Origin of the sequence: Tardiphaga sp. P9-11, from assembly GCF_008329525.1 — a bacterium.
Taxonomy (GTDB): domain Bacteria; phylum Pseudomonadota; class Alphaproteobacteria; order Rhizobiales; family Xanthobacteraceae; genus Tardiphaga.
The window spans coordinates 89676-112896 of the sequence record NZ_NPKQ01000004.1; the positions used below are offsets into that span (position 1 = coordinate 89676).

At 62.1% G+C, this 23221-nt stretch carries 25 protein-coding genes; 10 read left to right on the forward strand and 15 right to left on the reverse strand.

Translation table 11 applies throughout. From position 1 onward, the window contains the following. Positions 1 to 169: 169 nt before the first annotated feature. Positions 170 to 2569, forward strand: coding sequence for an ATP-dependent Clp protease ATP-binding subunit ClpA (gene clpA / locus CIW50_RS15790; protein WP_149532181.1), 2400 nt, complete (start codon positions 170 to 172; stop codon positions 2567 to 2569). Positions 2570 to 2654: 85 nt separating this feature from the next. Here clpA and CIW50_RS15795 read toward each other — a convergent pair whose 3' ends face one another. Beyond that, positions 2655 to 3005, reverse strand: coding sequence for a PilZ domain-containing protein (locus tag CIW50_RS15795; RefSeq protein ID WP_068734400.1), 351 nt, complete (start codon positions 3003 to 3005; stop codon positions 2655 to 2657). Positions 3006 to 3151: 146 nt separating this feature from the next. Then, entirely contained in the window at positions 3152 to 4087 is a 936-nt protein-coding gene (locus CIW50_RS15800; protein ID WP_149532182.1) for a glycine/sarcosine/betaine reductase selenoprotein B family protein, read from the reverse strand. A gap of 91 nt (positions 4088 to 4178) precedes the next feature. On the opposite strand from CIW50_RS15800, the gene CIW50_RS15805 reads away from it, so the two are divergent. Then, positions 4179 to 5150 (forward strand): lytic transglycosylase domain-containing protein, encoded by a 972-nt coding sequence (locus CIW50_RS15805; protein WP_149532183.1) that lies wholly within the window; start codon positions 4179 to 4181, stop codon positions 5148 to 5150. A gap of 6 nt (positions 5151 to 5156) precedes the next feature. Here CIW50_RS15805 and arsH read toward each other — a convergent pair whose 3' ends face one another. From arsH to CIW50_RS15830, 5 genes are read right to left on the reverse strand one after another with little or no spacing between them, the layout of a single operon-like run. Further along, on the reverse strand, positions 5157 to 5870 hold the full coding sequence (gene arsH / locus CIW50_RS15810; protein WP_149532184.1) for an arsenical resistance protein ArsH: 714 nt from the start codon (positions 5868 to 5870) through the stop codon (positions 5157 to 5159). Then, entirely contained in the window at positions 5860 to 6264 is a 405-nt protein-coding gene (gene arsC, locus CIW50_RS15815; protein ID WP_149532185.1) for an arsenate reductase (glutaredoxin), read from the reverse strand. Before arsC ends, arsH begins: the two co-directional genes overlap by 11 nt. Continuing rightward, entirely contained in the window at positions 6261 to 6953 is a 693-nt protein-coding gene (locus tag CIW50_RS15820) for an aquaporin (RefSeq protein WP_149532186.1), read from the reverse strand. Before CIW50_RS15820 ends, arsC begins: the two co-directional genes overlap by 4 nt. 29 nt (positions 6954 to 6982) lie before the next feature. After that, positions 6983 to 7447, reverse strand: a complete 465-nt coding sequence (locus tag CIW50_RS15825) for an ArsI/CadI family heavy metal resistance metalloenzyme (RefSeq protein WP_149532187.1) — start codon at positions 7445 to 7447, stop codon at positions 6983 to 6985. 11 nt (positions 7448 to 7458) lie between these two features. Further along, entirely contained in the window at positions 7459 to 7854 is a 396-nt protein-coding gene (locus CIW50_RS15830) for an ArsR/SmtB family transcription factor (protein ID WP_149532188.1), read from the reverse strand. 67 nt (positions 7855 to 7921) lie between these two features. Here CIW50_RS15830 and CIW50_RS15835 point away from each other — a divergent pair, with 67 nt between their 5' ends. From CIW50_RS15835 to tsaA, 5 genes are all read left to right on the forward strand, one after another. Next, entirely contained in the window at positions 7922 to 9106 is a 1185-nt protein-coding gene (locus CIW50_RS15835) for an MFS transporter (RefSeq protein WP_149532189.1), read from the forward strand. A gap of 139 nt (positions 9107 to 9245) precedes the next feature. Beyond that, a complete protein-coding gene (locus CIW50_RS15840; RefSeq protein ID WP_149532190.1) occupies positions 9246 to 9980 on the forward strand; it encodes an AzlC family ABC transporter permease in 735 nt (244 codons plus the stop codon). Next, the gene (locus CIW50_RS15845; RefSeq protein ID WP_068734408.1) at positions 9977 to 10321 is read left to right on the forward strand and encodes an AzlD domain-containing protein; all 345 of its coding nucleotides are present in this window, start codon (positions 9977 to 9979) and stop codon (positions 10319 to 10321) included. Before CIW50_RS15840 ends, CIW50_RS15845 begins: the two co-directional genes overlap by 4 nt. Before the next feature lie 90 nt (positions 10322 to 10411). After that, positions 10412 to 11398, forward strand: a complete 987-nt coding sequence (locus CIW50_RS15850; RefSeq protein WP_246664291.1) for a Bug family tripartite tricarboxylate transporter substrate binding protein — start codon at positions 10412 to 10414, stop codon at positions 11396 to 11398. A 26-nt stretch (positions 11399 to 11424) separates the two neighbouring features. Further along, on the forward strand, positions 11425 to 11916 hold the full coding sequence (tsaA, locus tag CIW50_RS15855; protein ID WP_149532191.1) for a tRNA (N6-threonylcarbamoyladenosine(37)-N6)-methyltransferase TrmO: 492 nt from the start codon (positions 11425 to 11427) through the stop codon (positions 11914 to 11916). Between the two features lie 226 nt (positions 11917 to 12142). Here the strand turns inward: tsaA and CIW50_RS15860 are convergent, their stop codons facing one another. The 4 genes from CIW50_RS15860 to CIW50_RS15875 form a co-directional block, all read right to left on the reverse strand. Then, positions 12143 to 12571 (reverse strand): HIT family protein, encoded by a 429-nt coding sequence (locus CIW50_RS15860; RefSeq protein WP_089263737.1) that lies wholly within the window; start codon positions 12569 to 12571, stop codon positions 12143 to 12145. Between the two features lie 58 nt (positions 12572 to 12629). After that, positions 12630 to 13865, reverse strand: coding sequence for a GNAT family N-acetyltransferase (locus CIW50_RS15865; protein WP_172980345.1), 1236 nt, complete (start codon positions 13863 to 13865; stop codon positions 12630 to 12632). A gap of 102 nt (positions 13866 to 13967) precedes the next feature. Next, positions 13968 to 14714, reverse strand: a complete 747-nt coding sequence (locus CIW50_RS15870) for a glycerophosphodiester phosphodiesterase (protein WP_149532193.1) — start codon at positions 14712 to 14714, stop codon at positions 13968 to 13970. Positions 14715 to 14792: 78 nt separating this feature from the next. Continuing rightward, a complete protein-coding gene (locus tag CIW50_RS15875) occupies positions 14793 to 15260 on the reverse strand; it encodes a RidA family protein (RefSeq protein WP_092144382.1) in 468 nt (155 codons plus the stop codon). A gap of 251 nt (positions 15261 to 15511) precedes the next feature. Between CIW50_RS15875 and CIW50_RS15880 the strand changes: the two genes are divergently transcribed. Next, on the forward strand, positions 15512 to 16387 hold the full coding sequence (locus CIW50_RS15880) for a cell envelope integrity EipB family protein (RefSeq protein ID WP_149532194.1): 876 nt from the start codon (positions 15512 to 15514) through the stop codon (positions 16385 to 16387). A gap of 205 nt (positions 16388 to 16592) precedes the next feature. Here the strand turns inward: CIW50_RS15880 and CIW50_RS15885 are convergent, their stop codons facing one another. Next, positions 16593 to 17972 carry a malonyl-CoA decarboxylase gene (locus CIW50_RS15885; protein WP_149532195.1) on the reverse strand — a complete coding sequence of 460 codons (1380 nt, stop codon included), beginning with the start codon at positions 17970 to 17972 and terminating at the stop codon, positions 16593 to 16595. Between the two features lie 174 nt (positions 17973 to 18146). Here CIW50_RS15885 and CIW50_RS15890 point away from each other — a divergent pair, with 174 nt between their 5' ends. Then, positions 18147 to 19133 carry an ABC transporter substrate-binding protein gene (locus CIW50_RS15890; protein WP_116662079.1) on the forward strand — a complete coding sequence of 329 codons (987 nt, stop codon included), beginning with the start codon at positions 18147 to 18149 and terminating at the stop codon, positions 19131 to 19133. A gap of 177 nt (positions 19134 to 19310) precedes the next feature. On the opposite strand, the gene CIW50_RS15895 is transcribed toward CIW50_RS15890, so the two are convergent. After that, positions 19311 to 20312, reverse strand: a complete 1002-nt coding sequence (locus tag CIW50_RS15895) for a flavin reductase (protein WP_149532196.1) — start codon at positions 20310 to 20312, stop codon at positions 19311 to 19313. 140 nt (positions 20313 to 20452) lie between these two features. Between CIW50_RS15895 and CIW50_RS15900 the strand changes: the two genes are divergently transcribed. Beyond that, positions 20453 to 21499 (forward strand): 2,5-dihydroxypyridine 5,6-dioxygenase NicX family protein, encoded by a 1047-nt coding sequence (locus tag CIW50_RS15900; protein ID WP_149532197.1) that lies wholly within the window; start codon positions 20453 to 20455, stop codon positions 21497 to 21499. A gap of 10 nt (positions 21500 to 21509) precedes the next feature. On the opposite strand, the gene CIW50_RS15905 is transcribed toward CIW50_RS15900, so the two are convergent. Further along, positions 21510 to 22811, reverse strand: a complete 1302-nt coding sequence (locus CIW50_RS15905; RefSeq protein ID WP_172980365.1) for a DNA polymerase IV — start codon at positions 22809 to 22811, stop codon at positions 21510 to 21512. Beyond that, entirely contained in the window at positions 22802 to 23095 is a 294-nt protein-coding gene (locus CIW50_RS15910; protein WP_149532199.1) for a DUF3572 domain-containing protein, read from the reverse strand. The genes CIW50_RS15905 and CIW50_RS15910 overlap by 10 nt, the downstream gene beginning before the upstream one ends. Between the last annotated feature and the right edge of the window lie 126 nt (positions 23096 to 23221).

The following is a 23221-nucleotide window of genomic DNA, read 5'->3' on the forward strand; positions in this document are numbered from 1 at the left end:
GCGCATGTGACAATGCACTGGAATGAACAGACGTGCTCTGCGGACACGTCACAACAAGCAGCGGGAACCAGCCTTTCACCACGATCAGACATCACTATATGTGAGAAAGGTTCTTGTTGCCTGACCCGGCAACGACGATCATGATGGTGGGGGCCAACGAGGACGCGGAATGCCAACTTTTTCTCAAAGCCTTGAACAATCGCTGCATCGGGCGCTCTCGATTGCGAACGAGCGACACCACCAATATGCGACGCTGGAACATCTCCTGCTGTCGCTGGTGGATGACAGCGACGCCGCAGCAGTGATGCGGGCGTGCAGCGTCGATCTCGACAAGCTGCGCGGAAGCCTTGTCAATTATCTCGAAACCGAATTCGAAAACCTGGTAACGGATGGCGCAGATGACGCCAAGCCGACCGCCGGTTTTCAGCGCGTGATTCAGCGCGCGGTCATTCACGTGCAGTCGTCGGGTCGCGAAGAAGTGACCGGCGCCAATGTGCTGATCGCGATCTTCGCCGAGCGCGAAAGCCATGCCGCGTATTTCCTGCAGGAGCAGGACATGACGCGCTACGACGCGGTGAATTACATCAGCCACGGCATTGCCAAGCGGCCGGGGGTCTCCGAGGCGCGGCCGGTGCGCGGCGTCGATGAAGAGACCGAGACCAAGAACGGCGACGACGCCAAGAAGAAGGGCGAGGCGCTCGATACCTATTGCGTCAACCTCAACAAGAAGGCGCGTGACGGCAAGATCGATCCGGTGATCGGACGTACCGCCGAGATCAACCGTGCGATCCAGGTCTTGTGCCGCCGTCAGAAGAACAACCCGCTATTCGTCGGCGAAGCCGGCGTCGGCAAGACCGCGATTGCCGAAGGTCTGGCCAAGCGCATCGTGGACAGCGATGTGCCGGAAGTGTTGTCGGCGGCCACCGTGTTCTCGCTGGACATGGGCACGCTGCTGGCCGGCACGCGCTATCGCGGTGACTTCGAGGAACGCCTGAAGCAGGTGCTCAAGGAACTCGAAGCGCATCCAAATGCGATCCTGTTCATCGACGAGATTCACACGGTGATCGGCGCCGGCGCCACTTCGGGCGGCGCGATGGATGCCTCGAATCTGCTCAAGCCCGCGCTGGCTTCGGGGGCGATTCGCTGCATGGGCTCGACCACCTACAAGGAATATCGCCAGCACTTCGAGAAGGACCGCGCACTGGTGCGCCGGTTCCAGAAGATCGATGTCAACGAACCCACCGTTGAAGATGCGATCTCGATCCTGAAGGGGCTGAAGCCGTATTTCGAGGATTATCACAAGCTGAAGTATACCAACGAAGCCATCGAGGCTGCTGTGCAGCTGTCGTCGCGCTACATCCATGACCGCAAGCTGCCGGACAAGGCGATCGACGTGATCGACGAGTCGGGTGCGGCGCAGATGCTGGTGGCCGAGAGCAAGCGCAAGAAGACCATCGGCATCAAGGAGATCGAGACCACGATCGCGACCATGGCGCGGATCCCGCCCAAGAGCGTGTCGAAGGACGATGCCGAGGTGCTGCGGCATCTTGAGTCGACTTTGAAGCGCGTGGTGTTCGGACAGGACAAGGCAATCGAAGCCCTCTCGGCTTCGATCAAGCTGGCACGTGCCGGGTTGCGCGAGCCGGAGAAGCCGATCGGCAGCTACCTGTTCTCGGGTCCGACCGGCGTAGGCAAGACCGAAGTGGCGAAGCAGCTGGCGTCGTCGCTGGGTGTCGAGCTCATTCGGTTCGACATGTCCGAATATATGGAGCGGCACACTGTGTCGCGCCTGATCGGCGCTCCTCCCGGCTATGTCGGCTTCGATCAGGGCGGCCTTCTGACCGACGGCGTCGATCAGCATCCGCATTGCGTGGTGTTGCTCGACGAAATCGAGAAGGCGCATCCGGATTTGTACAACGTGCTGCTGCAGGTGATGGATCACGGCCGGCTGACCGACCACAACGGCAAGCAGGTCTCGTTCCGTAACGTGATCCTGATCATGACGACCAATGCCGGCGCCGCCGACATGGCGCGTGCGGCCTTCGGCTTTACCCGCGGCAAGCGGGAAGGCGAGGATCAGGAGGCGATCAACCGGCAGTTCGCGCCGGAATTCCGCAACCGCCTCGATGCGGTCGTGTCCTTCGCACATCTGAATTCGGATGTGATCGGGATGGTGGTGGAGAAGTTCGTACTGCAGCTGGAAGCCCAGCTCGCGGATCGTGACGTCACCATTGAACTGTCCGAGCCCGCCAAGGCCTGGCTGATCCAGCACGGCTATGACGAGCAGATGGGTGCGCGCCCGATGGGGCGCGTGATCCAGGAGCACATCAAGAAGCCGCTGGCCGACGAACTCTTGTTCGGCAAGCTCAAGAATGGCGGCCATGTCCGCGTCGTGCTGAAGAAGGACGAGGCGGTGCTCGGCGTCGAGCAGGAAAGCATTGGCTTCGAATTCGTCGATGGTCCTGTGACGCCGAAGCCGGAGAAGTTGCCGGCGAAGCGTGGCGCCGCCAAGAAACCGAAGTCGGGCAAGGGCTCCGGGTCAGCAAAGGCGCCGCTCGAGAAGGCGTAAGCCATCGGGCGATTGAACAAATGAAAACGGCCGGTGAGGGATCACCGGCCGTTTTTGCTTTGAGCTAATTGGTTGGTGCCGAGCTTTACTGCCCCAGCAGTTTCTGAATCTGCTTTTGCAATTCGCGCTTTTTCTTCTCGCTCTTGCGCAACCGCTCTTCGATGTCGGAGCTTTCCTTGCTCTCCACCGGCGGATCGGTGAAGGCGACGCCGACGATGTTGTCGCGCCACCAGACGATCCTGGCGAGAAACGAGCGGCCCTTTCGCGCGATGTTGAGCGTCAGCTCATCCTTTGGCAGCCGCGCGCCGCTACCAAATTCAATGCGGGCGCCATCCTCGGAAATGTCGCGCACGACACATTCCTTGGCCTTCTGGTCCTTGGACGCGACGGCACCGTAGATCACCTTGTCCCTGACGTTCTTGCGCCGCTCGTCCATGTCCTGATGTCCCCTGAGGTTGCAGGCGGGGACTGTACGCAGTTCCATCCGCCGGGGAAGGCTCTCGCACGGATTGAGCGGATTTAACGTAAACCAAAGTTAAGGGCGATCGCCGAAAGACGGGGGGATTGTCCCTGGAGGGTGGTTCAGGCCGCCGTCTCACGCAAGGTGCGGGCGATGTCCTTCTGCTTGTCGAATTCGGCCCGGCGGCGCGCCAGTTCCTCGGCGCTGAGAAGGGCGACATTGTTGTAGTCGCGCTTCCAGACCGCGTCGCTGGCCCAGCGTTGCGGCGACTGCAGGGTGGTCTGCGGTCCTACGGCGGATTCCAGCAGGCGCAGGGCCAATTCCAGGGTCTGCGCCTGCGAGGTCTTGTCATGCGGCTTGCCGGCAGAATTGCCGAGCGGGAAGTCGCTGAACAGGAAGCGCGGCACGGCGGCGTGCTCGACGATGTCCTTGGCGCAGCCCATGACCACGGTGGAAATGCCATTGGCCTCCAGCTCGCGTGCAACGAGGCTGATGGTCTGGTGGCAGACCGGGCAGTTCGGCACCAGGACGGCGACATCGACCCCGTCAGCCTTGGCGCGCTTCACGATCTCCGGCGCGTCGGTGTCGGTGGTCACGCGATGGCTGCGATTGGTCGGCGCGCCGTAGAAGCGCGGCGCGACACTGCCGATGCGGCCAGACGCTGCGAGGGCGCGCAGCGTGGGCAGCGGGAACCAGGTGCCGCTGTCGTCCGCCGTGGTGTGCACGCGGTCATAAGCGATGTGCGAGATGCGCAGGTCGTGATCCACCGCCGTGTCGCCGTCATAGACCTGATAGAACTTGGCGCCGCCATTATAGAGCGCGCCCGGACCCTGGTCGCCCTTGGCGGGATCGAAGGGCGCTGCGGTGGTGACGATGGCGACGCGCGACTGCGCCAGCGGTTTCCTGAGCGGCTGGAACGGCGCGTCGATATGATGAGCCCAGCGATAGGGAACGTCATAGCCGATCGCCTGATAATAGGCGCGGGTGCGGGCCATGTACTGGATCGGAACATCGTCGTCGCTGGCGAAGCCGGATGTGTCGTCGCGCGCGTCGGCCATTGTTTGTACTCCCGCTTTTGCCGTCTTTCGTTCATAGCTAGCTGCTGGGGTCTCGCTGTCAAGGCGCGGGGAATCCGCGCGGGGATCAGGCATGGCGTTCGGAAGCATCATCGGCCGGATAGTTTGCCTCGCGGCGCTGTTGCTTGCGCCGGTCGCGGGCGTGCGCGCCGAAGAGCTCCCGGTTAGCGAATTGGCGAAGCCCGGCGCGGATCGTATGCTGCCTCTGGCGGTGCCTTCGAAGCCGAATCTGACACGTGACAGTGATACCCGCGAGTCGATGTGCCTGATGATCGAGTCCGCAGCGCGGGCCAATGATCTGCCGCTGGAATTCTTCGCCCGCGTGATTTGGCAGGAGAGTCGGTTTCAGCCCGATGCCGTGGGTCCCGTGACGCGCAGTGGCCAGCGCGCGCAGGGCATCGCGCAGTTCATGCCGGGCACGGCCAATGAGCGGCGTCTGCTCGATCCGTTCGATCCGGTGCAGGCGCTGCCGAAATCGGCGGAGTTTCTCAGCGAGCTGCGCAGTCAGTTCGGCAATCTCGGCCTCGCGGCAGCGGCCTATAATGCTGGACCGCGCCGCGTGCAGGACTGGCTCGACGGTAAGGGTTACATGCCGGGCGAGACGCGAAATTATGTCTCCGCGATCACCGGCGCGACGGTCGAGGACTGGCAGGCCACCGGGCGTAACGGCAAGACGCCGCCGCGTGCCGCGACGTCGAGCTGCCGCGAGCTGATGGCGCTGCTGCAGCGCGCGCCAAATCCGTTCGTCACGCAACTGGAAGCGCGCGTGAAACTTGGCGAAGCGCGGCCTTGGGGCGTGCAACTGGCGGCCGGATTCAATCGCGATCGTGCGCTGATGCAATATGCGCGGGTGATGTTACGGCTGCGTTCCGTGGTCGGCGATCGCGATCCGAACCTGTTGAACTCGCTGTTTCGCAGCCGCGGCACGCGGACATTCTATCAAGTGAGGATCGGGACCGATACGCGCGACGAGGCCAACGATCTGTGCGGCAAGATCCGTCGCGTCGGGCAGGGCTGCCTCGTGTTGCGCAACGGCAGGGCGTGAGCGATCTCAGGTCGCTCTCTGCAGGCTCAAACGTTCTTGCAGGATATCGGCGTGTTCCTTCCGCTCGCTGTAGCGATCCGTCAGATAAGAGCTGTGCTGTCGCGTTAGCAGCGTGAACTTCACCAGTTCCTCGGCAACATCCACGATGCGGTCATAATAGGATGACGGCTTCATGCGACCGGCCTCGTCGAATTGTTCATAGGCACGAGCTACCGAGGACTGGTTGGGGATCGTAATCATCCGCATCCATCGCCCGAGGATGCGCAGCTGGTTGACCGCATTGAACGACTGCGATCCGCCGCTGACCTGCATCACCGCGAGTGTCTTGCCCTGGGTCGGGCGAAGCGCGCCGATCGAGAGCGGGATCCAGTCGATCTGTGCCTTCATGATGCCGGTCATCGCGCCGTGCCGTTCCGGACTACACCAGACCTGGCCTTCGGACCATGCGGACAGCTCGCGCAACTCGCCGACTTTTTCGTGGTCGACGGGGGCGCTGTCGGGCAATGGCAGGCCGGCCGGATTGAAGATGCGCGTTTCGGCGCCGAATGCCTCAAGCAGTCGCGCCGCTTCCTCAGTTGCGAAACGGCTGTAGGATCGTTCGCGCAGCGACCCATACAGCAGCAGAATGCGTGGCCGGTGAGACATCGGCGCGGCTGGGTTCCGGCTGAAGTCGGGCACGTCGAATGCCGTTTCCAGGATGTTGGGAAGATCAGGCTGCATCGATGATCTCGCCATCCTCTTTGACGAAGCGGCCGATATGTGGATTGGGCAGGATCTCCAACACCAGCTCCGACGGTCGGCATAGGCGCGTGCCTCTTCCCGTCACAACGATGGGTCGATTGATCAAGATCGGATGCGTCATCATTGCATCGAGCAACGCGTCGTCGCTCAAGCGCTCGTCGTCCAGCCCGAGTTCCGCAAACGGCGTGCCTTTTTCGCGCAGCAGGCTACGCACGGGAATTTGCATCGCCGCGATCAGCTCGACCAGACGCGCGCGCGTTGGTGGTGTCTTCAGATATTCGATGACCGTCGGCTCGACGCCGCTTTGCCGGATCATGGCCAGGGTATTGCGCGACGTGCCGCACGACGGATTGTGGTAGATCGTGATGCTCATGGAGATGCCTTGCCGGTGATGGTTCCGTTGGTCGGACGAAGCAGCCAGCTCATAACGGCCAGTGCGGCGACTGCGCCGATGAGCTGCGCGATGATGAAGCCGGGAAGATCGATCGGCCGGATGCCGGAGAATGTGTTGCTGAACGCACGGGCGATCGCGACAGCCGGATTGGCGAATGATGTGGATGCGGTGAACCAATAGGCCGCGATGATGTACAGCCCGACGAGCCACGGCACGCCGGCGCGTTGAAAGCGAAGGCCCGCAAGGATCGTCCCCACAAGGCCGAAGGTTGCGACACTCTCGGCGAACCACTGGGCACTGCCGGTGCGGATCTTCAGCGAGGCCTCTATGGGCAGTGCGAACATCAGATGCGCGATCAGTGTGCCAGCCAGCCCCCCTGCGATCTGCGCCAACACGTAAAATAACGCATCGGATCGGGCGATGTCATGCCTGAGGGCGAAGGTCAGCGTCACGGCCGGGTTAAAATGCGCGCCCGAGATCGGCCCCAGGATGGTGATGAGAACGACGAGCATCGCGCCGGTCGGCAGGGTGTTGCCGAGCAGGGCAAGCGCCATGTCCTTGGTCAGCGTCTCGGCCATGATGCCCGATCCGACCACAGTTGCGACCAGCAGTGCCGAACCGAGCGCTTCCGCGACCAGCCGTCGCGGAAGATCGAAGCCTGGTATCATGTCCGTTGCTGCCGCAGTTTCGTTGGCGTTCAGCAACATCGGTCTGCCGTCGCTGCGTCGGATGTGCAGCATGCTGCCTGTTGTCCATGCGCAAGGCGCGCAGCGCGCTGGCCGCTCCCGTCGCCATAGGTGATGCTCTCGCCTGTGGTGAGGAAGGTCTCCCACGAAATGCCCGAGGGATCCTCGATCCATGCCTTTTCGGACTTGGCATAACAACATTCCGTCTGACCTTGCTCGACCACCGTTCCGCCGGCCTCGCGCAGGCGGGCATAGACGTCGCCGAGTTCCGCACTGTCTTCGACCTGGACGCCGAGGTGGTCGAGGCCGGGCTCTCGGCCGCGCGTCGAGATGGCGAAATTCACGCGGGGATCGTCGAGCATCCATTTGGCATAGTCGGACTTCACGACGCTGGGTTGGGTCGCGAACAGCGTGGAGTAGAACCCGATCGATTGCGACAGATCCCGGACCGCGACGTGGACATGGAGGCGCTTCATGGTGTTCCTTTCTAGGCTGAGACTTTGCTGCGCTTGACGCGCGACGCTTTGCCGGGCGCGACCTTTCTGGCGGGTGTGCAGCACGGCAGCAGACTCTCGACCAGCGGCGCACATAATTCGGCGCTGCCGCCGCAACAGTCCTGGATCATGAACAGTGTCAGCTTGCGAAAGCCTTCGAGATCGACGCGGTAGATGATCGAGCGGCTATGGCGCTCGCCCATGACGAGGCCTGCGCGCGACAGGATCGCCAGATGCGCCGACATCGTGTTCTGCGGCACATCCATCAGGCGCGCGAGTTCGCCAGCCGGGATACCCGTCGGCTCATGCTTCACGAGCAGCCGGAACGTCTCGAGGCGGGTAACTTGCGCCAATGCCGACAAGGCCGTAATAGCTTCTGACGATTTCATATATCCAGATTTACGGATATATTGGCGTGTGTCAAGCTTGGCGAGTCGTGGATATTCAAGGGGCGGAATGAGCGAGAAACAGATGCGGGTTATTCTCGCTTTGGGCACGACGCAGACACTGGCGTGGGCGTCCAGTTATTATCTGCCGGCGATCCTCGCCAATCCGATCGCGCATGATCTCGGCATTTCGCCCAACCTGTTTTTTGCAGCGTTTTCCGGTTCGCTGGTGATTTCGGGTTTGCTCGGTCCGCGTGTCGGACGTCAGATCGATCGCGTTGGAGGTCGGCAGGTGCTGTCGATCTCGAACGTGACATTCGCAACGGGGCTGGCACTGCTTGGCGCCGCGCATTCGATCGCGGTGCTGATGGTCGCGTGGCTGTTTCTCGGCGTCGGGATGGGGCTCGGTCTGTACGATGCCGCGTTCGGGACCCTCGGACGCATCTATGGCGACAAGGCCCGTCGTGCCATCACTGGCATCACGCTGATGGCCGGCTTTGCCAGCACCATCGGGTGGCCGTTGTCGGCATGGGGGCTCGAACATATCGGCTGGCGCAACACCTGCTATGTCTGGGCGGCCGCGCATATCCTGCTTGGACTGCCGCTGAACCTGCTGTGTCTGCCGCGTATCGAACGGCGCGCGATGACGGCAGCGGCCGGTACCAGGCCGAACATTCCCATCGACCGGCCGATGGTTCTGCTGGCCGTTGCGTTTGCAGCGGCGTGGGCGGTCACCGGCGCGATGGCGGCGCACCTGCCGCGCATTCTTGAAAGCTTGGGTGCCACCACTGTACAGGCTGTTGCAGCAGGTGCGTTCATCGGACCGGCGCAGGTGCTGGCGCGGATCCTCGAGGCCAGCCTGCTCAGTCGATCGCATCCGCTGTTGTCATGCCGGTTGGCCTGTGCGGCGCATCCGTGCGGGGCGGTGATCATCGCCCTGATCGGAGGCCCGGCCGCGATCGCCTTTGCAATCTTCCACGGTGCCGGCAATGGCATTCTGACCATCGCGCGCGGCACTGTACCGCTGGCGATCTTCGGGCCGCACAATTATGGCTATCGCCTCGGGCTGCTCGGCGCGCCCGCCAGAGTAGCGCAGGCTTTTGCGCCGCTGGCCTTCAGCCTGCTGATCGATGACCTGGGCGGCTATGTTCTGGTGGTGTCCTCCGGCCTGAGCTTGTTGGCACTGTTCGCCCTCGGCATGTTGAGGGTGACGCGATTTGATCCGGCTGCAGCCGAAATCGTTTCGACCCGGTAATGCAGGTGCCGCATAGGCCTCAGCTTGTGGTCTGCGATGGGAGCGGGGGATCTGCGTTATCCCCGCAAAAGGCGATCTTGACGACGGCGTCTTTCGGCAGCCTATGACAGTCTGGATCAATCAATAAGAAACAGGCACCGTGACGCTTCCTGCACTGGATTCACCGAGATGGCAGGGCAGTGCCGCCGCGTTCCTGCTCGGGGTGGGGTCGATCACCAGGACCATCCTGACGCTGGTGCTGTTCGCGACCTATGTCGGCATCGGCGCGCTGGCCCATGACACGCATTTCAGCCTGTTCTGGGCGCTCGCATCGACTCTGTTCGTCTGGGCCGGCCCTGCGCAGATTATCCTTCTCGTCGCGCTCGGCTCCGGCGCCACGGTGATCCAGGCAGCGCTCGCTGTCACCGTGAGCGCGATCCGTCTGTTCCCCATGGTGGTATCGGTGCTGCCGATGCTGCGCATGCCGGATACCAAAAAGCGGCAACTGATCCTGCCGTCGCATTTCATTGCCGTGACACTGTGGGTGGAGTGCTTCCGCCTGATGCCGCTGGTGCCGCGCGAGCGACGCATCGCCTTCGTCAACGGACTCGGCTTCGGACTCGTCTCGTCGTCTCTGACCGCGACCTTCATCGGCTATCATCTCGCGGCCAATCTGCCGCCGCTGTTCGGCGCGGCGATCCTGCTGCTGACGCCGCTGGCGTTCCTGTTGTCCACCGCGCGCAACTGCAAGCAGCTCGCCGATGTCGTGGCGCTGGTGCTCGGCCTCGCACTATTTCCGGTGGTGTCGATGCTCAACACCGGCGTCGATATTCTGATCAGTGGCGTCTCCGCCGGCACGATCGCTTATGGCGTGCATCGCTGGAGGCGGCGATGAGCGACTTCATCGGCGACTGGCATGCTCTGCTCGTGCTCCTGCTGGCAGGCTTCCTGCCCAATGAAGTCTGGCGCATGCTCGGCCTGTGGCTCGGCGGCGGGGTCGATGAGGAGTCCGAGATCCTGGTCTGGGTGAGGGCGGTGGCCACTGCAATCCTTGCCGGTGTCATCGCGCAAATCCTGGTCGTGCCGCCCGGCGCGCTGGCGAGTATTCCGCCGCCGTTGCGCTATGGCGCGGTGGCTGTCGGACTCGTCGTCTTCGTCGCTTTCAGGCGCTCGATCTTCCTCGGCGTTGCATGCGGTGAGCTGGTGATGGTCACCGGCAAATACATCCTCGGTTGATAGACGACAGCGTCAGGCTGTATCGGCCTTGTATGACTGCGTGAACGCGATAGTCTCCACCCAACTTAAAAATAGGGGGTGGGAGACGATATGAGATTGCGTGCAAGATCTGCCTTGATATCTGGCCTTATCATTGCTGCGATGGGATTTGCCGCTCCGCTCGCCCGTGCGGCGGAATATCCGACGCGTGTGATCAAACTCGTGGTGCCCTATGCGGCCGGCGGTCCGACCGATGTGCTTGCGCGTCTGGTGGCGGATTATCTCGGCCGCGACCTCAAGCAGACGATCATCGTCGAGAACAAGCCGGGCGCGCAGGGCGCCATCGCCGCCGAGATGGTTTCGCGTGCAGACCCCGACGGCTATACGCTGTTCGTCACCGCCGCATCCATCATGGTGCTCAACCCGCTGCTCTACAAAAAGCTGTCCTACGATCCGCAGAAGGATCTGCGGATGCTGACGGTGGTCACCGATCTGCCGGTGGTGATGGAAGTGCATCCGTCGGTGCCGGCCAAGACGGTGAAGGAATTCGTGGCTTACGCGAAGGCCAATCCGGGCAAGCTTAATTTCGGTTCGGCCGGCACCGGCGGCACCATTCATCTTGCCGGCGAGATGTTCAAACAGATCGCCGGCGTCGATATGGCCCATGTGCCTTACAAGGGCGCGGGACCGGCGCTGACCGATCTGCTCTCCGGCAATATCCAGGTGATGTTCGATACGCTCTCCACCGCGCTGCCGCCTGTGAAGGCCGGGTTGCTGCGGCCGCTCGGCGTCAGCTCGAAAGAGCGCAGTCCCGATCTGCCTGATGTGCCGACCGTCATCGAGAGCGGCTATCCCGACTATCAGGTCGGCGTCTGGTTCGGTCTGGCGGGATCGTCGAAACTGCCGGACGATGTCGTGAAGACCGTGATGGCTAGCATGGACCGCGCCTTGAACGACAATACATTTCGCGCGTCGCTGGAAAAGATCGGTTTCCCGGTGCTGCGGCCGAAGAGCGTCAAGGAGATCAACGAATTCGTTGACGAGGACCGGGCACGGTGGTCGAAGGTGATCAAGGCGCAGAATATCTCGCTGGATTGATCGACAGGATGCAAGCACGGTGACCAATGGTTCGTGAAAGTGAAATCCGCGCCGGCGAACTCGCCGTCGATGCACCGAAGCCGAACCATGCGGGCCTGGTCTATATCGGGCGCATCCGCACGCCCTGGACGTCGCGGCTGGAAACGCCGCGGCAGGGCCGCCATGACGGCCCGGTGTGCCGGCTCGAGATCTTCGAGCCATGGGTGCCGGGGCTGAAGGACCTCGACCTCTACAAGCACCTCGAAGTGATCTACTGGCTGCATCTGTCACGCCGCGACCTGGTGCTGCAGAGTCCGAAAAACGACGGCAATGCGCGCGGCATCTTCTCGTTGCGCACACCGGTGCGGCCCAATCCGCTCGGCACATCCATGGTGAAGCTGGTGGGGATCGAGGGATCGACCGTGCTGGTGCGCGGGCTCGATTGCCTCGACGAGACGCCGCTGCTGGATCTCAAACCCGACCGCTGCGAATTCACGCCACTGGCACCGCCGCAGCCCGGGGACTTTCAGACGGAGTAGGGGACTTACCTCTCCCCGCGCTTTGCGGGGAGAGGTCGCCGCGTCTTCGCGGCGGGTGAGGGGCTGTGCACGACGTTGACGCGAGTAAACGCTCTCGGGTCGGTAATTTGACGCCGCAGACAGCGATCCGATAGATCACCATTGCGATTGGCTGTGTGCGTTGCCCCTCACCCCACCCCTCTCCCCGCGCAGAGCGGGGAGAGGGAGCGCACGGCCGGTGCGTAGCCTACAGCGCCGCCAGTGCCGCGATCAGCTTAGTCGCGTTGTCTTCCAGCACCTTCGGGTCTTCCTTGCGCGATGCCGGCGGCAGCAGGCCGACATTGTCGTGGCGCGGCATCACATGCATGTGCAGGTGAAACACCACCTGGCCGCCGGCCGCTTCACTGTATTGCGCGACGGTCATGCCGTCGGCCTTGAAGGCCTGTTTGCAGGCCGCGGCGATCTTGTGGGCGGCGCGGATGACATGGGCGTAGTCGTCCGGCGTGATGTCGAAGATATTGCGCGCAGGTGCTTTCGGGATCACCAGCGTATGGCCGGGCGAGCGCGGCATGATGTCGAGGAACGCCAGCACGTGGTCGTTCTCATAGACCTTGTAGCAGGGGAATTCGCCGCGCAGGATCTTGGCGAAGATGTTGTTGGGGTCATACGCGGTCATGGAATCCTCCGAGAATTTTGGCGACTGTCGCCGCCAGACGTGCCTCGGTCAAGACGGCTTAATCCTGCTCATCGCCCTTCCTGAACGGGCCGGCATCGGTTAATTCGCGGACGGCTTCCGCGACATATTCGCGCTCGCGCTTCAGATATTCGCCGACCGCCTGACGCAACCCGCGATCGGCGATGTAATGCGCCGAATAGGTGGTCTGCGGCAGATAGCCCCGTGCGATCTTGTGTTCACCCTGGGCGCCGGCCTCCACGGTCTTCAATCCGTGGCGGATGGCAAAGTCGATGGCCTGATAATAGCAGACCTCGAAATGCAGGAACGGGTGATGCTCGACGGCGCCCCAGTGGCGGCCGAACAGCGTATCCGAGCCGATGAAATTGATGGCACCGGCGATCCACTTGCCGTCGCGTTTGGCCATGATCAGCGCGACGTCGTTGCTCATGCTCTCGGCGATCAGCGCATAAAACTCGCGTGTCAGATAGGGGCGTCCCCATTTGCGGGAGCCGGTCTCCATATAGAAGGCGAAGAACGCGTCCCACGCATCCTCGGTGATCTCGCTGCCGGTGAGGGGGTGGATGGTGATGCCATTGGCGAGCGCATCGCGGCGCTCGCGCTTGATCGCCTTGCGATGGCGCGAATTCAGCGTTGCCAGGAAATCGTCGAAGGTGCTGTAGCCATCATTGCGGAAATGAAACTGCTGGTCTGTCCGCTGCAGGAAGCCGCGTGCGGCGAGAAATTGCCATTCGCTTTCGCGCGCGAAAGTGACATGGACAGATGACGCATCGGTGGCCTCGCAGAGACCGACCAGACCGCCTGCAAGCGCCGCACCGACGCGTTCGACATCGACCCCGTCGCGGATCAGCAGGCGCGGACCGGTGGCAGGCGTGAACGGAACCGAGGCCTGCAGCTTCGGGTAATATTGCCCGCCGGCGCGCTCATAGGCATCGGCCCAGCCGCGGTCGAACACGTATTCGCCCTGCGAGTGCGACTTCAGATAGCAGGGCACGACACCGACGATGCGGCCCTCGCTTTTGGCGATCAGATGCCGCGGTCCCCAGCCGGTGCGGGCGCAGGCCGAATTCGATTTCTCGACGGCCGTGAAAAAGGCATGGGACACGAACGGGTTGTAATTGGCTTTCGAGGTGCAACCGTTGCTCACCGGGGCCAGCGTATCGAGGCTCTCGACCCCGCCAAGATCGGCATGGCCGGTGGCACAAGCGTCCCAATCCGTGGCCGGAATCTGGCTGATGGACGCCACTGCTTCGAGGGTTATATCCGATGACGTCATCAATCACTTGAACCGGTCATATGCGATCAACCGTCGCGGTGACCGCTGCTAAGATTGTGCATCGCGCCGGACAGTTCAAGTCCCGGCTGCAAGGCCTTCAGATTACGGCACGAAGCCTTCGAACGTCATCTGGTCGGCATAGCGGGCGGTGATGGCGCGCTGTTCCGGCGTCCGAACGGTCCAGGTCAGGAGCGCGCAGCCAAAGATGTTGCGGGCGATCCACGGCGCCGGGGCGGGCAGTTCCTTTACCCAATAGGAGACGAAATGCGGCCGGGTGCGGAAGGCGTGGCGGAGATGGCGCATGCCGTCGCGCTGGGCCTGCGTCAGCGTCAGCCACTCGCCGTCGTCATAGGTGCGCTGGGCGGTGATGCCGCGCGGCATTTCGGGTGCGATTTTGCGCATCGCGAGAACCTGATCGGGATCGAACGACATCCAGGCAACAGGACCGCGATAGGTTTTGAGAATCTCGGCGACGCGGGTGACGAGTTTGCGGTCGCCATCGAAGTGGCTCTTGATCTCGATCACGAGCCCGACGCGGCCGTCGATCAGAGCGAGCAGATCGCCGAGCGACATCATGCGCTCTGGCGTGTTCTTGAAATTGACCTGCTTGAGTTCGGCGGAGGTCTTCGCGAGCAGGGGGCCGGCGCCCTCGGTCAGGCGTCCCAACTCATCGTCGTGATGCACCATTGCCTCGCCGTCGGCGGTGAGCTGCACATCGGTCTCGATGCTGAAATTGCCAGATATGGCGGCGTGCATGGCGCCGGGCATGTTCTCGATGATGCCGCGAGCGCGATCATGCAGGCCACGATGCGCGACCGGCCGGGCGATGAGCCAGTCAGGAGCGCGCATCGGGATTGTCCTGCATCAGAGCGTTTTCAAGCGAAGTGGATACCGGTTCGCGTGAAGAAAACGCGTCAAAACGAAAAGCTAGATGACTTCGAACACCGCGTCGACCTCGACCGCGCAATCGGCGGGCAGCGAGGCGACGCCGACAGCGGCGCGGGAATGACGACCCTTGTCGCCGAAGGCGGCGACCATCAGGTCCGATGCGCCATTGATGATCTTCGGCGCGTCGATGAAATCCGGCGTCGAATTGACGAAGCCGCCGAGGCGGACGACGCGGGCCACCTTGTCGAGATCGCCGAGCGCTGCCTTGACCTGGGCCAGGATGTTGATCGCGCAGCCGCGCGCGGCATTGACGCCCTGTTCGAGCGTGACGCCAGCGCCGAGCTTGCCCTTGGCGATCAGCTGGCCGTCGGCGCCCATGCAGATCTGGCCGGAGACGAACAGCAGATTGCCCGTGCGGACGAAGCCGACATAGTTCGCCACCGGGCTCACCGGCTCGTGAAGCTTGACCCCCAGATCCGCAAGTTTCTGCTCGACCGTTCCTGCCATCGTGATTCCCCAAACAATTGATGATGTGCCCGAACAAAAGTCCCCAAAGGGTTCAGGCGCTCTCTGTTTCACCCATACCGCGTTGCCATGCAAGTGACGATCCGGCGACACCCGCCTGCCCTGCAATAGTGCGGTTCTGGCAAGATTTGCCGCAGAATATGGCATTTGCGCAGTGCGAATCCGGCGCGGCCGTAGTTGCGACGCAATAGGGCGCTCTTTATTGTTGTAGTTCCAGAATCCAGGGAAATCCCATGCGCCGCATATCCTCCGTTTCGCGCTTCCAGGCTGCCTCGCTGGCGCTGACCATGGCAGCCTTCGCGGCGCCGGTGTCGGCATTCGCGGCTCCGCCCGCTGCGGGCACGCCGTTCGTGGCGCATCAGGCGCTCTATGAGCTGAAGCTGCTGAAGTCGCGGGGCAATGCCAGCGTGAACAGCGCCAGCGGCCGCATTCTCTATAATTTTACCGGCAGTGCCTGCGAAGGCTACACGTCGGATTTCCGTCAGGTCTCGGAGCTGAACAGCGGCGAGGACAAGACCACGCTGAGCGATCTGCGCTCCACTAGCTGGGAAGCCGGTGACGGCAAGAGCTACCGTTTCAAGATCGACACCCGCATGAATGACGGCGATGCCAGTGCCATCGACGGCATGGCGGAGCGCGAAGGCGATCACGTCACCGTCAAGCTGAAGCAGCCGGTGGCGAAGACCTTCACGCTGGAGGGCTCCACCGTATTTCCGACCGAGCAGATCCACCGCATCATTGCCGCCGCACGCGAAGGCAAGTCGGTGCTGGAACTGAATGTATATGACGGCTCGGACACGGGCGAGAAGGTCTACAGCACCCTCTCGGTGATCGGGCAGGCCATCCCCGGCGATCGCAAGGTCAGCGAGCCCGATCCCTCGACGGGCGCAGATGCGATGAAGAAACTAACTCGCTGGCCGGTCACCGTCAGCTATTTCGATAAGTCCGCGAAGCGCGGCGACGACGGCGAACAGACGCCGGTCTATGCGATGTCGTTCGAATTGTACGAGAACGGTGTCTCGCGGTCGCTGGTGCTGGACTACAATGACTTTGTCATTGGCGGGGCGATGAGCAAGTTCAATGTGAAGGACAGCAAGCCTTGTAAGTGAGGGGGCTGGTGAGGAGGAGCCGTTAGCTCCGTCCGCTCAACTGTCATCCCCGCGAAGGCGGGGATCCATAACCACGGGCGATAAAACTCAAGCCCTGTCGCATCCACAGCGCTCCGATTTCAGATTCGGAGGCCATGGGTCCCCGCCCCGCGTGCGCCGAAGGCGCACTAGGCGGGGACGACGCGTGGATGAGCTGACGCCAAGTTCACTCCGCTCGCGTCAGCCGCATGCTGTCCAGCAAGCGCAACCCACCGCCGCCTTCGCTCTTCAGCAATTTCTTCACCGCGCTCGATGCTGCGATCTCGTAATGATCGGCATAGGCTTCGTGGTTCTTCTCGATATCGTCGAGACGATACAGATAGTTCACCATCACGCTGGCAGATTCGCGCAGACCTTTGGCCGAAGTATCGCCAAGCCAGTCGATGCGCTCGAGCCGTGCGCCGTTGCCGAGATGGAAGCGGGCGACCGAATCGATCGGGCCGCCACGCGGGCTCTTGGCTTTCAGGAAGTAGTGGGCGGCGAGCTGCTCCATCACGGGCTTGAGCTGCGCCGTCAGCGCCGTGTCGTTGACCCATAGCGGATCGGCGAGCATGTCGACCAGCGCCTGGTCCTCATTGGACAGGTTGAGGTCATCGGCCTTTTTGAGCCACTTCATGAAGCCCGGTACCGGCGACAGCGTCACGAAAGTGTCGAGCTTCGGCAATTCGCGGCGCAGTTCCTCGACGACCTGCTTGATCAGGAAATTGCCGAAGGAAATGCCGCCGAGGCCGCGCTGGCAATTGGAGATCGAATAGAACACCGCAGTGCGCGCGCGCTCGATCGGCACCGGCTGGCGATCGACCGCGAGCAGCGGCGCAATGGCACCCGGAATCGTTTCGGTAAGCGCGACCTCGACGAAGATCAGCGGTTCATCGACAAGCGCAGGGTGGAAGAACGCGTAGCAGCGACGATCCACGGGATCGATGCGCCGACGCAGATCGTCCCAGTCATGAATCTCATGCACCGCTTCATATTTGATGACTTTCTCGAGCACGTTGGCGGGCGTGGACCAGTCGATCTTGCGCAGCACCAGAAATCCCCTGTTGAACCACGATGCCAAGAGATGAACGACGTCGCGATCGACGGCGCTGAGGTCTTTGTTACCATTCTTCAGATCGAGAAGGTCTTCACGCATCTTCACGAGTTCGCTGGTCGCGTTCGGCGCGCGGTTCAGCCGGCGAAATAGTTCCTGCCGTTGCGGCTCGGATGCGAAATGCAGTTCGCCTGAGATGTCGCCGGTCGGCTTGGCGCGCCATGCCGCGATGGCCTTCTCAAGCTTGTCGCGATCGGGACCGTAATTCTGTGCGAGGTTCTCGAAGAAGGTGAGGCGACCGGCCTCGTCGAGACTCTTGTAGCGATCGAGCACGCCACGCGCGAGGACCGTGCCCGACGCTTCGCCGCGTCCTGACAACAGCTCCGCACAGAGTTCGATCAGGTCCGATGCGTTCTGTTTGGGATCGACAGATGCGGGACCGAACCGCAGCAGAGTGCGTCCGCGTTCCGAGATGGATGAGAGGAGATCGGAGAAGAAGGAGTCATTGCTCATGGTGAATCAATTCCCGGGCTGGCAGCCTAACCAGTCTGCTTCAATATAGCCCATAGCGAGGCATATTGCGCGATCATTTGAAGCATGAAACAATTGTGAGTGGGGAGCGCTTCGGCAAGAGAATTGCATTCGTTTCTGACTGCGGCCGGGTCGCTGAAAACAGAGGAATTCAGGATGAAGCGGATCGCATCGAAGCGTGGCGTTGTGGCGGCTCTGGCACTCGGAGCGTTGCTGAGCAGTGGCTCGGCATTTGCCCAACAAACCATCAAGGTTGGCTGGACCATCCCGGCCGAGGAATCCAAATACTGGATGATGAAGCGTCCGCAGGAATTCGCGGATCTCGGCAAGAAATACAATATCGAGTGGGTGCAGTTTCAGGGCACCGCGCCGATGACGCAGGCACTCGCTGCCGGCGCGCTGGACTGCGCCACGCAATCGGTGCTGGCACTGGCGCAGGGCGTGCAGAGCGGCAACCTCAAGGCCTCGATCGTAGCGCAGCACGTGTTCGAAAAGCCGGGCAGCTTTTCGGTCTATTGGGCGGTAAAGGACGACTCGCCGATCAAGACCATCGCCGACCTCAAGGGGAAGACGATGTCGATCAACACGCTGGGCTCCGGCATCTATGGCCCGATGGCGATCCTGTTGAAGCAGGCCGGCCTCGATCCGGCCAAGGACGTCAAGCTGGTTGAAGTCGGTTTCGCGCTCTCGGAAGAAGCGCTGCGTTCGGGCCGCGTCGATTCCGCCGTGATGAATCAGCCGTTCGCGGCGCGCATGGAAGCCAAGGGCGGCACACGCAAGCTGTTCTCGCTGTCGCAGCAGCAGGACGGCATCGTGCATATTCTCGAAGCCTGCCGTGCCGACTTCATCGAGAAGAATCCGGAACTGGCCAGGATGTATGTGCGCGATCTGACGCTCGGCATGCAGAAGGCATTGGCGAACCGCGATGAAACGCTGAAGGTCGTCAACGAAGTCATGAAGGCGCCGATCCCGGTGCTGGAAACCTACCTGTTGAAGGACAATGATTTCGCCAGGGATCCAGGCGCTGCACCGAACTTCGACGCGATCCAGAAGATGCTCGACACTTATGTCGAATCCGGCATGTTGCCGAAGAAGCTCGACGTTTCCGAGCTGAAGGGCAAGATCGTCGCGCCGATCAAGTAACGGTGCTTCGAACCAGGCAGGCACGACGCAATGGCCGGGAGTTTCCCGGCCATTTTCGTTCAAGTCGCAGGATGGGAAGAGCGGCGTTGCGCGAAGCGTGATGTAGCGAAACCCATCGATGGCAATTGGGAGAAGCGATGGGTTTCGCTGCGCTCTACCCATCCCACGAAACCAGAGTTACTCGCTCGCCACATCCGACATGCCGCTGTCGATCAGGAGATCCAGCGCGTATTTGATGGTCGCGCGCTCATCGTCGTTGAAGCGCTTCAGCAGTTCCGCCTCGTGCTCGAGTGCCGCCTTCTGCACGGGCTTGACGCGCGCGCGGCCTTTCGCGGTCAGGTAGAGCGTAACGCGGCGGCGGTCGTTCGACGTGCTCTTGCGCTTCAAGAGTTCGTCGCGCTCCATGCGGTCGAGCACCTTGGTGAGACCGGGCTGCTTCATCAACGCCATCGCGGCGAGTTCGCCGACCGACAGACCTTCGACATCGGCGAGGCAGGCCAGCACGCGCCATTCCGGCACGGTGAGGTCCCATTCCTTCAGTCGCCCGTGGAACGAACTGGACACGTTGAAGCTGGCACGCGCCAGCAGATATGACAGGTAGCTGCGTGCAAAACTGTTGCTGGCCAGGGCCGGCGTGCGGGGCTGTGCCTTGTCGATGCGACGGAGTTGTCCGGAATGGAAGACAAGAGGATCGTGATTGCGCTCGACAAAGCGCACGACTTCGCCGACCAGGATGGTGTGGTCTCCGCCGGGATAGCGCGCCCAGGTCTTGCATTCGAAGATCGGTGCGAGGCCCTCGATCAGTGGTGCGCCGGTGATGCCGGGCTCATGCGCGATGTCGGCAAATTTGTCAGAGCCGCGGCGGCCGAAGCGCAACGCCAGCTCACCATGATCGGCGCCGAGAAAGTGAATGGCGAAGGCATCAGCCTCGACGAAGGGATCGTGGCTCGGCGAAGATTTCGCGACGCTCCACAACACCAATGGTGGATCGAGTGACACCGACGAGAATGAATTGGCGGTCATGCCGACAGGATGATCGCCTGTCGTCGCGGTGACGACGGTAACGCCGGTCGGAAACTGGCCCAGCGCCTGACGAAACGTGGCGGGGTTGACCGCCTGCGTTTTGCCCTGGAGCTTGTCGTCCGCGACCTTGTCATGCGCCGTCTTGTCAAACGCCATGGAATTCGCCGCTCCGCGACATCAGGGACTGCCCAAAATACAGTGCCGGACTGTCCTTCAAGATTAAAAATATTCCTTTTCATATAACATGACGGCGCCTATCATCCAACCATAATCGCTTTAAAACACGGAGAAACGGCATGCTGGCGGATCGCATCGAGGCGAAATGGATCGACGCATTCTGCGAGATCTTCGAACGCTGCGCGGTCAAGCCCGGCGACACTGCCGCCATCCTCTCCGAGACGCAATCGCGCGCGCTGAATGTTCACATTGCTGAACTTGCATTGCTCCGCATGGGCGCGCGGCCGTTTCATGTCGTGGTGCCGACGCCGCGCAACAAGCAGGTCGTTCCGATCCGCTCCACCGGCGCGTCCGAAGCGATCCAGCAGCTTGGCCCGGTGGTGTCGGCGCTGCAGCAGGCCGGCTTCGTGGTGGATTGCACCATCGAAGGTCTGATGCATGCGAAGGAGACACCGGAGATCCTGAAGGCCGGCGCGCGCATTCTCGTGATTTCCAACGAACACCCCGAAGCGCTCGAACGCATGGTGCCGGACTCGGCACTCGAGAAGCGCGTGCGCGCCGCGGCAAAGATGCTGCGCGGCACGAAGCATATGAAGGTGACCTCGAAGGCGGGCACCGATCTCGACGTCAACATGGAAGGCGCGGCCACCGTCGGTGTCTGGGGCTGGACCGACAAGCCGGGCACGCTGGCGCATTGGCCGGGCGGCATCGTGGTGAGCTTCCCGAAGAGCAAGACCATCAACGGCACAGTGGTGATGGATGCGGGCGACATCAACCTGACTTTCAAGCGTTACCTGACGTCGCCGGTGCGCATGGTGTTCAAGGACGATTACGTCACCGAGCTGACGGGGGAGGGGGCCGACGCCGAAATGATGAAGCGTTATCTCGCTGCCTGGGGCGATCGCGAAGCCTACGCGGTCTCGCATGTCGGTTGGGGCATGAATCCCAATGCGCGCTACGAGGCGCTGCAGATGTACGACCAGCGCGACACCAACGGCACGGAAATTCGCGCGGTGGCCGGCAATTTCCTATTCTCCACCGGCGCCAATGAATTCGCCGGGCGCTACACGGCGGGGCATTTCGATCTGCCGATCTTTAACACCACAATCACGCTGGACGGCGTTGCTGTGATCAAGGACGGGCAGCTGCAGGACGTGTTCGGCTAAAGCTCGCGTGCTACTGCCGCGGCTTCTCCGGGCCATCATAGGCGATGCCGCGCATAACAGCGGCACTTCCGAACTTCTTCCTGAGATCGTCCATCGCGCGTTCGGCATGCGACGACCGGCGGTCGAGCATATTGTCGTCGCCGGCTTCAGCGCCTGGCTTCAACGCGCTGACGCCGGTGCCGATCAGGCGGAAGGCGGTGCCGTCGATCTCCTTTGCCAGCATCTCGCGGCTGATATCGAAGATACGCGCCGCCATTTGCGTCGGCGACTGGATCGACTGTGAACGAGTGCGCTGGCGGAAATCCGCGGTCTTGAGTTTCAGCGTTACCGTGGTGCCGGACAATTCGCTGCTCTTCAGCCGTGACGAGACCTTTTCTGACAGGCGCCACAGGATCTTTTCCAGCGTGGCGAAGTCGCGAATGTCTTCGTTGAAGGTGGTCTCATTGGAGATCGTTTTGGCGCCGCGATCGGCGACGACGAGGCGATCGTCGATGCCGCGGGCGAGGCGCCACAGCCTGCGGCCTTCACCGCCGAACTGTTTCATCAGGTCCGTCTCATCGGCCTTCTGGATGTCGCTGATCTTGCGGAAGCCGCGCTGCGATAGCTTCTCGGCCGTCGCCGGGCCAACGCCGTAGATGAAGCTGACGGGCCTGTCGGCCAGCATGGCCACAGCATCTTCCTGATCGAGCGTGGCGAAGCCGCGTGGCTTGTCGAGGTCGCTCGCGATCTTGGCGAGAAACTTGTTCACCGACAGGCCAACCGAAACCGTGATGCCGACAGTGCGTTCGATGTCGGCGGCGAATTTCGCCAGCACCTTGGCCGGAATCATGCCGTGGACGCGCTGTGTGCCGGAGAGATCGAGAAAGGCTTCGTCGATCGACAGAGGCTCGACCAGTGGCGTCAGGGCCTGCATGGCCGTCCTGACCTCGCGGCCGACGCGGACATATTTCGCCATGTCCGGTCGCACCACGACGGCGTTGGGGCACAGATCGAGCGCCTTGAACATCGGCATCGCCGAGCGCACGCCATAGGTACGCGCGATGTAGCAGGCCGCCGACACCACGCCACGCTTGCCGCCGCCGATAATGACGGGCTGGTCGACGATGTCGGGATTGTCGCGCTTCTCGACGGTCGCATAGAACGCATCGCAGTCGATATGCGCCAGCGTCAGCGACGGCAGTGCGTGGTGTCGCACCAGGCGTGGCGAGCCGCAGGCAGCGCAGCGCTTGACGTGAACATCCAGATCCACAAGGCAATCCCGGCAGAAGCAGCGCGGTTCGCTCAGCTCTGTCGGGGAGGGGGTCACGTAAATTCCTGCCCGCGGGGATCCAGCGCCTGCCGCGCAGCGGCGATGGTGGTGGGATCCAGTTGCGACGACGCCGAAAACGCTTTGACGGTCTCATCGTCGCGCAGCACGAAATCGAGCACGCTGACCAGGAACTGGGGATCCTTTGCAGCCGAGCGAAGAGTCTCTGGACCGATTCCGCTCTCGGACAGGAACAGACCCAACCGCTCGGGGTCCCCGGCAACGAAGGACAGCGCCTGAATCGCAACGATTTCAGCGACTTCGCGGGGGTGGCGTTGGGGCTTTTTCATCACGCGTGTTTGCCTTTCCGTAACTTATCGTCTCTATTTTGAATTATCATGCCCGAGTCACCGGGGCGATTCCAGTTGCAGGGATACGCGCGGTACACGGGCACTTCGGCGGGGTGGCCGAAGTGA